The organism is Pseudomonas sp. PAMC25584, assembly GCF_058135675.1.
Genome location: NZ_CM176870.1, coordinates 41,818 through 55,279, shown reverse-complemented (window position 1 = coordinate 55,279; position 13,462 = coordinate 41,818). Strand labels below are relative to the sequence as shown.

General features: G+C 61.7%; 17 protein-coding genes. 6 read left to right on the top strand and 11 right to left on the bottom strand.

Annotated elements, in window-relative coordinates; all coding sequences use genetic code 11:
- Window positions 1-44: 44 nt before the first annotated feature.
- On the bottom strand, window positions 45-1,088 hold the full coding sequence (locus tag ACS5Q8_RS00275; RefSeq protein WP_276195607.1) for an aminopeptidase: 1,044 nt from the start codon (window positions 1,086-1,088) through the stop codon (window positions 45-47).
- A gap of 111 nt (window positions 1,089-1,199) precedes the next feature.
- Between ACS5Q8_RS00275 and ACS5Q8_RS00270 the strand changes: the two genes are divergently transcribed.
- Window positions 1,200-1,622: a PA0061/PA0062 family lipoprotein gene (locus tag ACS5Q8_RS00270; RefSeq protein ID WP_426101911.1), complete on the top strand. Its 423-nt coding sequence runs from the start codon at window positions 1,200-1,202 to the stop codon at window positions 1,620-1,622.
- Here the strand turns inward: ACS5Q8_RS00270 and ACS5Q8_RS00265 are convergent, their stop codons facing one another.
- Both ACS5Q8_RS00265 and ACS5Q8_RS00260 read right to left on the bottom strand, forming a co-directional pair.
- Window positions 1,623-1,862, bottom strand: a complete 240-nt coding sequence (locus ACS5Q8_RS00265) for a DUF1161 domain-containing protein (RefSeq protein WP_247400228.1) — start codon at window positions 1,860-1,862, stop codon at window positions 1,623-1,625.
- A gap of 206 nt (window positions 1,863-2,068) precedes the next feature.
- Complete coding sequence (locus tag ACS5Q8_RS00260; RefSeq protein ID WP_247400226.1) at window positions 2,069-2,500, bottom strand: OsmC family protein; 432 nt, start codon at window positions 2,498-2,500, stop codon at window positions 2,069-2,071.
- Window positions 2,501-2,716: 216 nt separating this feature from the next.
- On the opposite strand from ACS5Q8_RS00260, the gene ACS5Q8_RS00255 reads away from it, so the two are divergent.
- Window positions 2,717-3,718, top strand: coding sequence for an LLM class flavin-dependent oxidoreductase (locus ACS5Q8_RS00255; RefSeq protein ID WP_465159725.1), 1,002 nt, complete (start codon window positions 2,717-2,719; stop codon window positions 3,716-3,718).
- A 61-nt stretch (window positions 3,719-3,779) separates the two neighbouring features.
- On the opposite strand, the gene ACS5Q8_RS00250 is transcribed toward ACS5Q8_RS00255, so the two are convergent.
- The gene (locus ACS5Q8_RS00250; protein ID WP_247408551.1) at window positions 3,780-4,004 is read right to left on the bottom strand and encodes a DUF1161 domain-containing protein; all 225 of its coding nucleotides are present in this window, start codon (window positions 4,002-4,004) and stop codon (window positions 3,780-3,782) included.
- Between the two features lie 115 nt (window positions 4,005-4,119).
- Window positions 4,120-4,335, bottom strand: a complete 216-nt coding sequence (locus tag ACS5Q8_RS00245; protein WP_276195602.1) for a dodecin — start codon at window positions 4,333-4,335, stop codon at window positions 4,120-4,122.
- A gap of 156 nt (window positions 4,336-4,491) precedes the next feature.
- Here ACS5Q8_RS00245 and ACS5Q8_RS00240 point away from each other — a divergent pair, with 156 nt between their 5' ends.
- Window positions 4,492-4,818 (top strand): ElaB/YgaM/YqjD family protein, encoded by a 327-nt coding sequence (locus ACS5Q8_RS00240; protein ID WP_247408555.1) that lies wholly within the window; start codon window positions 4,492-4,494, stop codon window positions 4,816-4,818.
- Window positions 4,819-4,826: 8 nt separating this feature from the next.
- Here the strand turns inward: ACS5Q8_RS00240 and ACS5Q8_RS00235 are convergent, their stop codons facing one another.
- Window positions 4,827-5,723 carry a LysR family transcriptional regulator gene (locus ACS5Q8_RS00235; protein WP_276195601.1) on the bottom strand — a complete coding sequence of 299 codons (897 nt, stop codon included), beginning with the start codon at window positions 5,721-5,723 and terminating at the stop codon, window positions 4,827-4,829.
- Window positions 5,724-5,834: 111 nt separating this feature from the next.
- On the opposite strand from ACS5Q8_RS00235, the gene trpB reads away from it, so the two are divergent.
- The 3 genes from trpB (at window position 5,835) to ACS5Q8_RS00220 (ending at window position 8,448) form a co-directional block, all read left to right on the top strand.
- Window positions 5,835-7,061, top strand: a complete 1,227-nt coding sequence (gene trpB, locus ACS5Q8_RS00230) for a tryptophan synthase subunit beta (protein ID WP_247408049.1) — start codon at window positions 5,835-5,837, stop codon at window positions 7,059-7,061.
- Window positions 7,062-7,871, top strand: a complete 810-nt coding sequence (trpA, locus tag ACS5Q8_RS00225; protein WP_443699529.1) for a tryptophan synthase subunit alpha — start codon at window positions 7,062-7,064, stop codon at window positions 7,869-7,871.
- A 136-nt stretch (window positions 7,872-8,007) separates the two neighbouring features.
- Window positions 8,008-8,448, top strand: a complete 441-nt coding sequence (locus ACS5Q8_RS00220; RefSeq protein ID WP_276195599.1) for an anti-virulence regulator CigR family protein — start codon at window positions 8,008-8,010, stop codon at window positions 8,446-8,448.
- A 225-nt stretch (window positions 8,449-8,673) separates the two neighbouring features.
- Here the strand turns inward: ACS5Q8_RS00220 and ACS5Q8_RS00215 are convergent, their stop codons facing one another.
- From ACS5Q8_RS00215 to ACS5Q8_RS00195, 5 genes are all read right to left on the bottom strand, one after another.
- Window positions 8,674-9,978 carry an MFS transporter gene (locus tag ACS5Q8_RS00215; protein WP_443693464.1) on the bottom strand — a complete coding sequence of 435 codons (1,305 nt, stop codon included), beginning with the start codon at window positions 9,976-9,978 and terminating at the stop codon, window positions 8,674-8,676.
- 175 nt (window positions 9,979-10,153) lie between these two features.
- Window positions 10,154-11,302 (bottom strand): galactonate dehydratase, encoded by a 1,149-nt coding sequence (dgoD, locus tag ACS5Q8_RS00210; RefSeq protein WP_003170741.1) that lies wholly within the window; start codon window positions 11,300-11,302, stop codon window positions 10,154-10,156.
- Window positions 11,303-11,350: 48 nt separating this feature from the next.
- Window positions 11,351-11,971: a 2-dehydro-3-deoxy-6-phosphogalactonate aldolase gene (locus ACS5Q8_RS00205; RefSeq protein ID WP_247407616.1), complete on the bottom strand. Its 621-nt coding sequence runs from the start codon at window positions 11,969-11,971 to the stop codon at window positions 11,351-11,353.
- 1 nt (window position 11,972) lies between these two features.
- Entirely contained in the window at window positions 11,973-12,932 is a 960-nt protein-coding gene (locus tag ACS5Q8_RS00200) for a 2-dehydro-3-deoxygalactonokinase (RefSeq protein ID WP_276195596.1), read from the bottom strand.
- A 176-nt stretch (window positions 12,933-13,108) separates the two neighbouring features.
- Window positions 13,109-13,435: a DOPA 4,5-dioxygenase family protein gene (locus ACS5Q8_RS00195; RefSeq protein ID WP_426101903.1), complete on the bottom strand. Its 327-nt coding sequence runs from the start codon at window positions 13,433-13,435 to the stop codon at window positions 13,109-13,111.
- Between the last annotated feature and the right edge of the window lie 27 nt (window positions 13,436-13,462).

Here is a 13,462-nt window from a genome sequence, read left to right as displayed (position 1 = left end):
TACACGGATCAAAATGTGGGAGGGGGCTTGCTCCCGATGAGGCCCTACCGGCCAGCACCTTCCAACTGCCTCAACGCCGCCTTACGCTGTGCCACCGGCAAATGGCCCATCCGCTCCACTGCCGCATAGAACTTCAGCCAATTCCCACCGTCCTGTCGGAACAACGCCGCAAACGCCGGCACCCACTGGTCATACAGCCCGAACGGTAGAAGCCGCGCATTGTTCATCGGCAGATTCACCCAGGCGTCATAACGTTTGTCGCCACCCCACTGACTGTCCCGCACCCGCCGGTATTCGCTGCGCAGGCGCTCGAATTCGGCCGCCTTGGCCCGCCGCATCGCATCGGCTGCCAAGGGCTGGGCGTAGAGTGTTTCCAGACGTTTGCGGGTATCGAGGACCAACCGGGTAAATTGGTCACGCTGCTGCAGCGCCGCGCTGCCGATCGGCGCCAGGCCCCGGGCGACGCGCCATTGGCGCGTGCCTTCCTGTTCGACGAAGGTGGCAAAGGACTCATTGAACTCGGTGTCGTCCTTCACGTAAAAGCGCTGGTGCGCCAGCTCGTGAAAAATCAACGTGGCCAGGCGCTCATCGCCCCAGCTCAGCATCGAACTCATGATCGGGTCATTGAACCAACCCAGGGTGGAATAGGCCTCGACGCCGCCAATCGACACATCCATGCCTTGCTGCTTGAGCAACGCGGCCTCACCCCGCGCCGCACCCTGGCTGTAATAGCCGCGATAGGCGACGCAGCCGGCGATGGGGAAGCAGTGATTTTGCGCCGCCAGGGAAAACTCCTGCGTGGCAAAAACATTCCAGACCACATATGGCCGGCCAATATCGGCGTACAGCCGGTAACTCTGGTTATCCGGCAAGTGCAGTTGCGCGCTGGCGAACGTGCGCGCCTTTTGCGCTTGCACCAAGTGATCACGTAACGGCTGCGGTCGCGCGGGGTCGGCAATCACCTTGGCCACCGGCTCCCTGGCCTGCAGCAACTGCCACTGGCCGCTGGCCAATTGGCCGTAATAACCGACGCTGGAACACCCGCTGAGCAGCACAACCCACAACCCTGGAAGAAAACGCCTGACCATGCCGCGACTGCTCCTTGGGTAATTGGCTCGCCAGCCTATCGTGACTGCCCGGCGTTTTTCCATGGCGTAGCGTGTTTATACTCAAACCTCTCCTTGTGTTGAGTGCCCGCCATGCGCCAGCTAGTGCTTCCCATCGCCGCCCTGTTGCTCAGCGCCTGTGCTTCGCCGCCCATCCCGCCGGTGGACCCGCAACAGGCCTGGGTCGATTTCGCCACCCCGACACCGGGGGCCAAGCTGGTGATGGCCCAACGTCTGGATGGGAAGAACCTCAACGACGGACGCTTCTTCCAGGTCCCGCCGGGCAGTCACGAGCTGATGGTGCGCTTTGATTTCGAAGTGCCGGCCGGCGGCAGCTTTGGCGGATTGGCACAAACCCAGGACCGGACCTGCTTCATGACCTTGCAGTACGACCACTTCGAGGCCGGCCAGCGTTATCGCCTGGAGGGGCGCTCGTTGGCCTACACACCGAGTATCCGGCTGTACAACGCCGCGCGTCAGTTATTGGCGCAAGAGCGCAGCGTGAACTGCATCTGATCAGTCGTTGTTCTTCTGGTAGATGATCGCCTTGGTACCGTTTTCGCAGGAACCGACAATCATCGCGCGGTCGTGGTTCTTGGCTTCTTCGGCAGTGATGACTTCCAGGGTGTAGGACGGAATCGCCTTGGCCTGGATTTTGATCTCGATCTCTTTCCTGAGCTCTTCGCAGTCTTTGGGTGCGGCCACGGCCGATGTGGCCAACACACCGCAGATGATCGCCAAAGCAAAACGTTTCATGTGTGAAGCTCCCTGAATGCATGCGCACGGGTGTGCGCCTAAGGCTGCATAGGCTATAGGACCACATCGGGGAAACACGAGTTCTGATTTAACGCACAACTAAATGTGGAAGGGGGATTGCCCCCGATAGCGGTATTCAGTCGGCTCATCCGATACTGACAGATCGCAATCGGGGGCAAGCCCCCTCCCACATTTTTAAGGCGGTGTCAGTTGACGAGCGTGGCGTCCAGGCTGATTTTCGCGTTCAGCACCTTCGACACCGGGCACCCTTCCTTGGCCTTTTTGCTCAGTTCTTCGAACTGCGCCTGGCTCGCGCCGGGAATCTTGGCCTTGAGCACCAGGTGTACCGCGGTGATCGCAAAACCACCGTCGACCTGATCCAAAGTCACTTCGGCCTGGGTGTCGATGCTGTCAGCCTTGAGCCCGGCGTCGCCGAGAATCATGGAAAACGCCATGGAGAAACAGCCGGCGTGGGCCGCACCGATCAATTCTTCAGGGTTGGTGCCCTTGCCTCCCTCGAAACGGGCCTTAAAGCCGTAGGGCGCTTCGCGCAGCACGCCGGTTTCCGTGGAGATGGAACCCAGACCTGTCTTCAGATCACCTTCCCAATGCGCGGATGCTTTTTTTACGATACTCATAGCGGTCTCCTCGAACGGTGGTTTTGCTTCAGTAAGGGTTCTGAGGATAGAAGCTTTGGCAAAGTTCACTTGTAAGAAAAACCTAGCGCCAAGGTAGGAAATTTCTCGCGCGCTATTGAATCTCGGGTATATGCCCTCATTGCATAGAACATGCACATGAAGCGGCAGGTTTTGGTTCGTCTAAGAAGCCTGCGCCCTTATTGGAGAAGCAGGCTTATGAAATCGCTGTCCGACGTGAAGTTCTCGACCCTCGACCTGGTGCCCGTGCGGGCCAACGGCAGTCCCGCACAGTCGCTGCGCAATTCCCTGGACCTGGCCCAGCATGTGGAAAAGTTTGGCTACAACCGCTTCTGGGTAGCTGAACACCACAATATGGATGGCATCGCCAGCTCGGCCACCTCGGTATTGCTCGGTTACCTGGCCGGCGGCACCTCGACCCTCCGCGTCGGTTCCGGCGGCGTGATGCTGCCCAACCATGCGCCGTTGGTGATCGCCGAACAATTCGGCACCCTGGAAAGCCTGTACCCCGGCCGGATCGACCTAGGCCTGGGCCGTGCGCCCGGTTCCGACCAGATGACCGCCCGCGCCCTACGCCGTGAGCGCTCCGGCAGCGCGGACGACTTCCCCGACGACGTGGCCGAACTGATGGCCTACCTCGGCCCGCGCACGCCCGACCAACGGGTGATCGCGGTTCCGGGCACCGGCACCAACGTCCCGGTGTGGCTGCTCGGTTCCAGCCTGTTCAGCGCACAGTTGGCAGGCGAGCGCGGCTTGCCCTACGCCTTTGCCTCCCATTTCGCACCGCGCTTGATGCATGAGGCGATTCGCGTGTACCGCAATCACTTCAAGCCTTCTGCCGTTCTGGACAAGCCCTACGTGATGCTCGGCATTCCGTTGGTCGCGGCGGATACCGATGAACAGGCCGATTACCTCGCCACTTCCGTCTACCAACGCATCCTGGCGTTGATGCGCGGGCAGAGCCTGGTGCAGCGTCCGCCGGTGAACAGCATGGACGGCCTGTGGCTACCCCATGAAAAAGACGCGGTAGGCAGCTTCCTCGGCCTGGCGATGGTCGGCAGCCCGGCGAAGATCCGCGCCAAACTGGAGGTGCTGATCGAACAGACCGGCGCCGATGAGCTGATTTTTACCTGCGACCTGTACGAACACGCCGACCGGATTCATTCCTACGAACTGCTCGCGCAGTTGATGAAGGAGTAAACCCCGCAGGCGAAAAAAAACCGACGCACCTGCGTCGGTTTTTTATGTCTGCAACGCAGGATCAACCGCGCTTGTAGACAATTTCCTTGGTGTCGCCTTCGCAACTGCCAACGACCTTGCCGTCAGCCGCAGCGCCTTTAGCCACCACTTCCAGCGAATAACCCGAAGCGCCATTGGCATCGATTTTCGCAGCAATTTCGCTTTTCAGCTCTTCACACGGCTTGCCCGCCGCCAGCACGGTGCCCGCCATGCTCAACAAACCTACCGCTAACAGGAACTTCTTCATCCGTCACTTTCCTTGCGCTGATCGAAACGAGCGTGCCGACGCAGGTCGCATCGGCCCCCATTGGTTGTAGCGCAGGTTATGGCAATCGGCCAGCCGGCAAGTTCAACCGTTTCGATCAACTACTGGCAATTCGGAACCCCACCTTCAACGTAACCTGGAAGTGCGCGGCCTTGCCGTCCTTGATATGGCCTCGGGTTTCGATCACCTCGAACCACTCCAAGTGCTTGATGCTTTTGCTGGCTTCGGCCAAGGCGTTGTTGATCGCCTCTTCGATGCTGGTGGCGGACGAGCCCACCAATTCGACTTTCTTGTAGGTGTGATGATCAGACATGGCGTTTCTCCTGAGGGTCGTCAATAAAGCCTAGCAGTGAAAGTTCATACTGCTTCTGGCGACCATTCCTATTCGAAAGTTCAGATTTACTGCACTTTCTGAAACGGCCGTAGTCGGTATCTACACACGCCACTCAATCATTTCAGGAGAGTCCACATGGCCAACACTTCTTTACGCAAAGCGTCGCTGGAAAGCATGGAAGCCGAGATTTCGAGCCTGCTCAAGTCCCTTGAGGACCTCAAGGACGATGCTTCCGATGAGTCGCGCAAGACCCTGAAGGCCCTGAAAAGCAATGCCGAGAACGCACTCAAGCATTCCCGTCACCTGATCAGCGACGCCTACGAAGAAAGCAAAGTAAAAATCCGCGAAACCGGTGTGGCGACCCGGGACTACGCACAAGAGCACCCATGGACCACAGCCGGCGTTGCCGTTGGCGCACTGGGCCTGCTGGCGGCTTACCTGCTGTGCAAACGCGGTAACTGATTTGCCGGCTATACCGGCTGGCGCAACAGCTCAGCCTTGAGCCATTGCGCCAGTTGCCGAGCGCGCCCATCTGCGGCGCGCTTGGGCAGCCACAACGCCAGGTGCGCCGGGGTTTGCGTGAAGCCCCACGGCGCCACCAGGCGACCGGCGCGCACGTCCTCCGCCACCAGCGGCTCCGGCGCGATCGCCACGCCCAGCCCTGCAACCGCCGCTTCCAGCAAGTAGTACAAATGCTCAAAACCCTGGCCGTGTTTCAACGCGCCGGGCTCGATCCCGTGTTGCTGCGCCCAACTGGGCCAGGCCTGCGGGCGTGACGTGGTGTGCAACAGCGCTTCGCCACACAGCGCCGCAGCCGGTGCGTCGCGCAAGCGCTCGTAACCGGCGAAACGCGGGCTCATGACCGGGCCGATACGCTCGCTGGCCAGCTCGTACACCTGCATATCCGCTGGCCACGGGGGTTCGGCGAACAGCAGCAGCGCGTCCAGACCGGGGCGGCGGGGGTCCAGGTCACCTTCGCCTGCCGACAGGTGCAGGCGCAGATCGGGCAGGTCGGCATTCAAGCGGCCCAGGCGCGGAATAAACCAGCGCGCCAGCAAACTGCCCGAACAGCCGAGGACGAACGGTGCATCGGCGCTGCTTTGGGTGATTTCTGCGCACACGTCGCGCAAGCGCTCGAACGCCTCGGTACTCGCATCGCGCAGACGCACGCCGGCATCTGTGAGTTTGAGGCCGCGTCCTTCCTTGACGAACAGGCTGACACCCAAATGTTCTTCCAGCACTTTAAGCTGGCGGCTCACAGCGCCATGGGTGACGTGCAACTGCTCAGCCGCCTGGCTCACGCTGTTGAGGCGCGCCGTGGCTTCGAATGCGCGTAGGGCGTTAAGGGGCGGAAGGTCTCGGCTCATCTGTGAGTTTTCCTGACAGGTTACGGCGATCTTATCGGTTTTCAGCACCGAACGTCAGGGGTAGAGTGACCGTCATTGCTTCCCACCCGAATTCTTTTCCTGGAGCGTCCCATGACTCAGTCCCAGACCGATCTACGCAACGGCCCTGACGCCAACGGCCTGTTTGGCGCATTCGGCGGCCGCTACGTCGCCGAAACCCTGATGCCGTTGGTCCTCGAACTGGCCCGCGAATACGAAGCGGCCAAGATTGATCCTGCGTTCAACGAAGAACTGGCTTACTTCCAGCGCGACTACGTCGGTCGACCAAGCCCGCTTTATTTCGCTGAGCGGCTGACGGAGTTCTGCGGCGGCGCCAAGATTTACCTCAAGCGCGAAGAGCTGAACCACACCGGCGCGCACAAGATCAACAACTGCATCGGCCAGATCCTGCTCGCGCGGCGCATGGGCAAAAAACGCATCATCGCCGAGACCGGCGCCGGCATGCACGGTGTGGCCACCGCCACCGTGGCTGCGCGCTTCGGCCTCGACTGCGTGATCTACATGGGCACCACCGACATCGAGCGCCAACAGGCCAACGTGTTCCGCATGAAGCTGTTGGGCGCCAAAGTGATCCCGGTAGTGTCCGGTACCGGCACGCTCAAAGACGCGATGAACGAAGCCCTGCGCGACTGGGTGACCAACGTTGATGACACCTTCTACCTGATCGGCACCGTGGCTGGCCCGCACCCGTACCCTGCAATGGTGCGCGACTTCCAGGCAGTGATCGGCAAGGAAACCCGTGACCAGATGCAAGCCCAGGAAGGTCGCCTGCCGGACAGCCTGGTGGCGTGTATCGGCGGTGGCTCGAACGCCATGGGCCTGTTCCACCCGTTCCTGAATGACACCAGCGTAGAAATCATCGGCGTTGAAGCGGCAGGCTATGGCATCGAAACCGGCAAGCATGCCGCCAGCCTCAACGGCGGCGTACCGGGTGTGCTGCACGGCAACCGTACCTTCCTGCTGCAGGACGACGACGGCCAGATCATCGACGCCCACTCGATTTCCGCCGGCCTCGACTACCCCGGCATCGGCCCGGAACACGCCTGGTTGCATGACATCGGCCGCGCCCAGTACACGTCGGTGACTGACCACGAAGCCCTGGAAGCGTTCCACAAATGCTGCCGCCTGGAAGGGATTATTCCCGCACTGGAAACTGCCCACGCCCTTGCCGAAGTATTCAAACGCGCACCGGCCCTGCCGAAAGATCACCTGATGGTGGTGAACTTGTCCGGCCGTGGCGACAAAGACATGCAGACCGTGATGCACCACATGGAACAGTCCCAGCAGGAGAAACACTAAATGAGCCGCCTGCAAACCCGCTTTGCGCAACTCAAGGAACAAAACCGCGCCGCCCTGGTGACCTTCGTCACCGCCGGCGACCCAGGCTATGACACCTCGCTGGCGATCCTCAAGGGCTTGCCCGCTGCCGGCGCCGATGTGATCGAGTTGGGCATGCCCTTCACCGACCCGATGGCCGACGGCCCAGCCATTCAACTGGCCAACATCCGTGCGTTGGAAGCCAAGCAGAACCTGGCCAAAACCCTGCAAATGGTTCGCGAGTTCCGCCAAGACAACAACGACACGCCACTGGTGTTGATGGGCTACTTCAACCCCATCCACAAATACGGCGTGCCGCAGTTCATCGCTGACGCCAAAGAAGCCGGCGTCGACGGCCTGATCGTGGTCGACCTGCCGCCCGAGCATAACGGCGAGCTGTGCGACCCGGCCCAGGCCGCCGGTATCGACTTTATCCGCCTGACCACGCCAACCACCGACGACGTGCGCCTGCCGACCGTGCTCAATGGCAGCTCGGGCTTTGTGTACTACGTGTCGGTGGCCGGTGTGACCGGTGCCGGTGCCGCCACCCTGGAACACGTCGAAGAAGCCGTGACCCGCCTGCGTCGCCATACCGCCCTGCCGATCAGCATCGGTTTTGGTATCCGCACGCCGGAGCAAGCGGCCGCCATCGCACGTTTGGCCGATGGTGTGGTGGTGGGTTCGGCGCTGATCGATCAAATCGCCAACGCCAGCAATGACCAGCAAGCCATCGACGGCGTGCTGAGCCTATGTGCAGCGCTGTCAGCAGGTGTCCGTAACGCACGTAAGTAAGCGCCTCGTATACGGTAGGTAAAGTTCCTGATACAGAGGAATCAACCCGCAAAACCGTGGCCTAAACAGCAAGACCAAGGGATTTCGAACCGTGTTCGAAATCCCTTTTTTGTATGCGTGCCCTGAGGAATTCCCGATGAAAATGCCCAAGTCCGTGATTGCTGGTTGTGGCGCGCTGGTGCTTGCCGCCAGCGCCCTGGCGCACGCCGCGCCGCCTGACCAGCGCGACGACGACCGTGGCGGCCCACCAGGCCAGCACGAACAACGTGGCGACGACCATCGCGGCCCGCAGGACGACCGTCGCGGCGGCCCACCCCGGGACTTCGGTCCGGTGCGCCAGATCATCCGCGACAATCACGGCCAATTCGGCCGTGGCGCGCCACCGCCGCCGGATATGCGCCTGGTCCGTGGCCGGCCGATGCCCCACGGTTACTATGGCGAACGCCTCGACAACCGCGCCCTGGCGCGCCTGCCGTACTACGAGGGCTATGAATGGCGCCGTTCGGGCCCGGATGTGGTGTTGATCGCAGTGGGCACGGGCATTGTCTATGAGATTCTGGAAGGCGTATTGAACTGATGCGTCGGTGCCATAATCCGAAAAAAAGCGCCACCCCAGGGTCGTAATGCCAGTCAATTAAGGAAGAACACTGTCACTGTGGCGAGGGAGCTTGCTCCCGCTGGGACGCGAAGCGGCCCCAACAGAGGGGACTGCTACGCAGTCCAACGGGAGCAAGCTCCCTCGCCACCGGTTACCCGCTCTATCGCTTAACTGACTGGCATTAACCCCGGGGTCGCCGGTTTTTTACAACTCGATCCGCTCGACCTTGCCCACCAACAAAATGTAGGAAAGCGCCCCGAGCAATGCCAGCACGGCGATATAGGTGATTGCCGGCGCGAACGAATCCCCACTGGCCAGGAAGCCAATCACGATCGGCGTGGTAATCGCCGCCAGGTTGCCGATGAAGTTGAACACACCGCCGGTCAACCCGAGCAAACGGGCGGGCGCCAAGGTCGACACCAGCGACCACGTGATCGACGCCAAGCCATTGCCAAAGAACGCCACCGCCAGGAACGCAATCACCCACGCCGTCGAATCCACGTAGTTGGCGCCAATGATCGCGGTGGAGATCAACAGCCCGCCAATGATCGGCAACTTGCGCGCAAAGCCCACCGACGCGCCACGGCGAATCAGCCAGTCGGAAAAAATCCCGGAACACAGCACGCCGACAAACGCCGCGAGGAAGGGCAGGGAAGCAAGCAGGCCGGATTTGATGAAGTCCATCCCGCGATATTTCACCAGATAGGTCGGGAACCACGTCAGGAAGAACCACAGCGTGGAGTTCAGGCAGAACTGGCCCAGGTAGATGCCCCAGAGCTTGCGCTTGCTCAGCACGATGCCCAGGTCGACCCAACTGAACGGTGCCTTGGTGGTTTGTGCCTGCATGTCCACCAGCCCGCCGCCTGCACGGATCAGTTCGATTTCGGCGGCGTTGGCGCCTTTGAAGTCCTTCGGCTCGCGGTACACCGCGTACCAGATCAGCGCCCAGAGGATGCCCACGCCGCCCGTGGTGACAAACACCATGTGCCAGCCGTACTGGTGCTGCAACCAGGCCAGCACCGGGGTGAGAAACGCCAGCCCGACGAACTGCCCGGAGGTGTAGAACCCAATCGCCGTGGCGCGCTCACGCTCGGGGAACCAGGTGGTGACCACACGGCTGTTGATCGGATAGGCCGGGGCTTCCAGGGCGCCCACCGCCATGCGCAGGACAAACAGCGCGATGAAGCTGGCCGCAAAGCCGAGCATCACGGTGGCGATGGACCACAGCAGCAATGCGACGGTGTAGAGAATGCGCGGTGGCACCCGGTCCACCAGCCAGCCGCCGGGGATTTGCATGGCGGCGTAGGTCCAGCCGAACGCCGAGAAAATCAGCCCGACATGCACCGGGTCGATGCCCAAATCACTGGTCAGGGCCGGCGCTGCAATGGACAGGTTGCTGCGGTCGAGGTAGTTGATCACCACAGTGATAAACAGCAGCACCATGATGAAGTAGCGCTTTCTGCTAGGCGTGACTAAAGAAGCCTGCCCGGTGAGGGATTCAGGGTGCATGGGGTTGTCTCTTCTTATGTTTATTGAGGACGGACTTACTGAATAAACCGGATCAAATGTGGGAGGGAGCTTGCCCCCGATAGGTGAGTGTCAGTCGACATCTTCGGCGGCGGGTTCGCCGCTATCGGGGGCAAGCCCCCTCCCACATTTTTTGCCACATTTTTTCAGGCAGACATCACCACTCGGCAAAACTGCCGTCGGCGTGGCGCCAGATCGGGTTGCGCCAGCGGTGGCCGATGGCCGCGCGTTCGATCACGTATTCCTCGTTGATCTCGATGCCCAGGCCCGGCCCGTTGGGGATCTTCACGAAGCCCTGGTCATAGTCGAACACGCCCGGATCGCGCACGTAGTCGAGCAGGTCGTTGCTCTCGTTGTAGTGAATGCCCAGGCTTTGCTCCTGGATAAACGCGTTGTAGCAGACCGCGTCCAGTTGCAGGCAGGCGGCCAGCGCGATTGGGCCCAGCGGGCAGTGCAGCGCCAGGGCCACGTCGTAGGCTTCGGCCATGTTGGCGATCTTGCGGGTTTCGGTGATGCCACCAGCGTGGGAAGCGTCCGGCTGGATGATGTCGACGTAGCCTTCGCTGAGCACGCGCTTGAAGTCCCAGCGCGAGAACAGGCGCTCGCCCAAGGCAATCGGCGTGCTGGTCAGCGGTGCGAGTTCTTTCAAGGCTTCGTAGTTTTCGCTGAGCACCGGCTCTTCGATAAACATCAGCTTGTACGGGTCCAGCTCTTTCATCAGCACCTTGGCCATGGGCTTGTGTACGCGGCCATGGAAGTCGACGCCGATGCCCACGTTAGGGCCGACGGCATCGCGCACGGCGGCGACGTTGGCCAGGGCCAGGTCGACTTTTTCGAAGCTGTCGACGAACTGCAACTCTTCGGTGCCGTTCATTTTCACCGCAGTGAAACCACGCGCTACGGCTTCTTTGGCGGCGCGGGCGGTGTCGGCGGGGCGGTCGCCGCCGATCCACGAATACACGCGAATCTTGTCGCGCACCTGGCCGCCCAGCAGGTCGCTGACCGACACGCCCAGGGCTTTGCCCTTGATGTCCCACAGCGCCTGGTCGATGCCGGCCAGCGCGCTCATATGCACGGCGCCGCCGCGATAGAAGCCGCCGCGATAGAGCACGGTCCAGATGTCTTCGATATTGCGTGGGTCTTTGCCGATCAGGTAGTCGGACAGTTCCTCAACCGCAGCCGCCACCGTGTGGGCGCGGCCTTCGACCACGGGTTCGCCCCAGCCGGTGACGCCCTGGTCGGTTTCCACTTTGAGGAAGCACCAGCGCGGTGGGACGATGAAGGTCGTCAGTTTGGTGATTTTCATCTTCTTATCTCTCTTGTCGATGCAGCGCCCAAGGCGCAAAACTTGCGATCAGTTCAGAGCGTTCCAGGCTGCGACATACGCCTGGGCATTGCTCGCCACCTGGGCCACGGACATGCCCGGTTTGAACAACCCGGAACCCAGGCCGAAACCCCTGGCGCCGGCGTCGAAATACACCTGCATGTTGTCCGGGCTCACGCCGCCGACCGGCAGTAACAACGTGCCCGCCGGCAACACCGCCAGCCACGCTTTGATCACCGCCGGGCCCATTTGCTCGGCGGGGAACAGCTTCAATACGTCGGCGCCTTCGGCCAGCGCGGCGAACGCCTCGGTCGGGGTGGCAACCCCCGGCGACAGGTACAGACCGGCAGCTTTCGCGGCGCGCAAGACCTTGGCATCGCTGTGGGGCATCACGATCACCTGGCCACCAGCGGCTTTGACCTGCTCGACCTGCGCAGGCAGCAACACCGTGCCGGCGCCGATCAGGCAATCGGCGGGCAGGCTGTCACGCAGGGTGCGGATGCTGGTGTAAGGGTCCGGCGAATTGAGCGGGACTTCGATCACGCGAAAACCGGCGCGGTACAGCACCTGGCCAATCGCCTCGGCTTCGTCCGGTCGCACACCGCGCAGGATCGCGATCAAACCGTTTTGCGTGAGTGCTTGCTTGAGCATGTCAGGCCTCCATTGCAGGTTGAATGAGCCCGGCGGCCTGGGCCAACTGCCAGAGGCCGCGTTCGGTGGCCTCTTGCGCCAGGCTGACGTGGGCGAAGCCGCAGAGGTCGAGGGCGCGTTGATAACGGGCACAGAGCGGCGCGGCGCCGACCAGAATGATCGGCTGGTGTTTGGCGGCGGCAGGCAAGCCGGCGAGTTCATGGCCGATCAGCAGGCCGGAGAGGTAGTCGGGCTGCTCGTCGGGGGCGAGTTTGCCGGTCAAGCCCAGGGTGCGTGCGCTGAACAGCGTCGACAGCACGCCGCGCTCGCCGTCTACCGACAGCGCCACCTGCACGCCAAGGTCGAAGGCTGCCGCCTGGAAGTGTTCGGCGGGTTGTTGGGTGCGCCCGAGCAGGCTGTGCTTGCTCAACACCGCGAACAGCTCGCCGGTCATGAAGGTGTCGAAATGGGTGATACAGCCGTCGACCACCTCGACCCATTTGGAATGGCTGCCGGGCAGGCCGATCAACACCTCGGCCGCGAGGCCCTGCAGCACGCCGAGCACCTGGGTTTCTTCGCCGCGCATCACGTTGGGCAAGCCGACCTGCTCGATCACGCCAGGCACGATATGCACATCGACGCCGCGCACACTGCGCACGCGGTGCAGCGCCTGGCCGAGGCTGGCGACGTCGACCGGGGTGTTGCGGTAGGCCGCTTCGCTCCAACCCTGGGCGCTGCCGACCATGCCGCAGGCGATCACCGGCAAGCCCGGCTGGGCGTCGAGCCAATCGCCGCAGGCTGCGTCGAACGCCAACTCGAAGCCATCGCTGCAGCGCACGCCAGCGATCTCCCGGGGTTGGCTGGGCAGATGCATGATCCCCAACGCCAGCGCACGTTGTTCCAGCACCACGCCTGCGGGGCCGAGTTTATAAGCACGAAGGGAACTGGTTCCCCAATCGAGCGCGATCAATTGCGCCGGCATCGCTTCACCTGAAATGAGTGGGTGCTGAAAAAAGCAGATGGGCGAATATAAACCTATGCTCGGCGATATCTCAATATATAAATATCAATCCCATATAATGAGACGACGCGAAATAGATCCTACGACCTTCCCGCCTTTTACTGCGGGAATGGCCAGGCTGTATTTGACGAGGGAGGTTAAAAAACCGACAGATCCAGCTCGCGCATCGCACCCATCCAGATCGCGTACTCGGTGTGATCCTTTAGGTCGTTGCCGGTATCAGGGTGCAGAAACACCACCAGGCCATTGCGATGCAACGCCAGCCACGGCAGCACCGCGCCAATGTATTCGGGGTCGAACGCCAACTGGCAGCTCCAGTCCGGGTGCGGGCCCACGGGGCGTTCATGCACGCGGCCCATGTGCAGCGGAAACAGGGTTGCCGCGTCTTCGCACAAGGTGCGCGCCTGGTCGATGGTGTGGGCATCGAAGTAGATGTGGGCGTGATAGCCCTTGATACGCTGCATGACAAGATCCAGAACCGCTGTGCGACA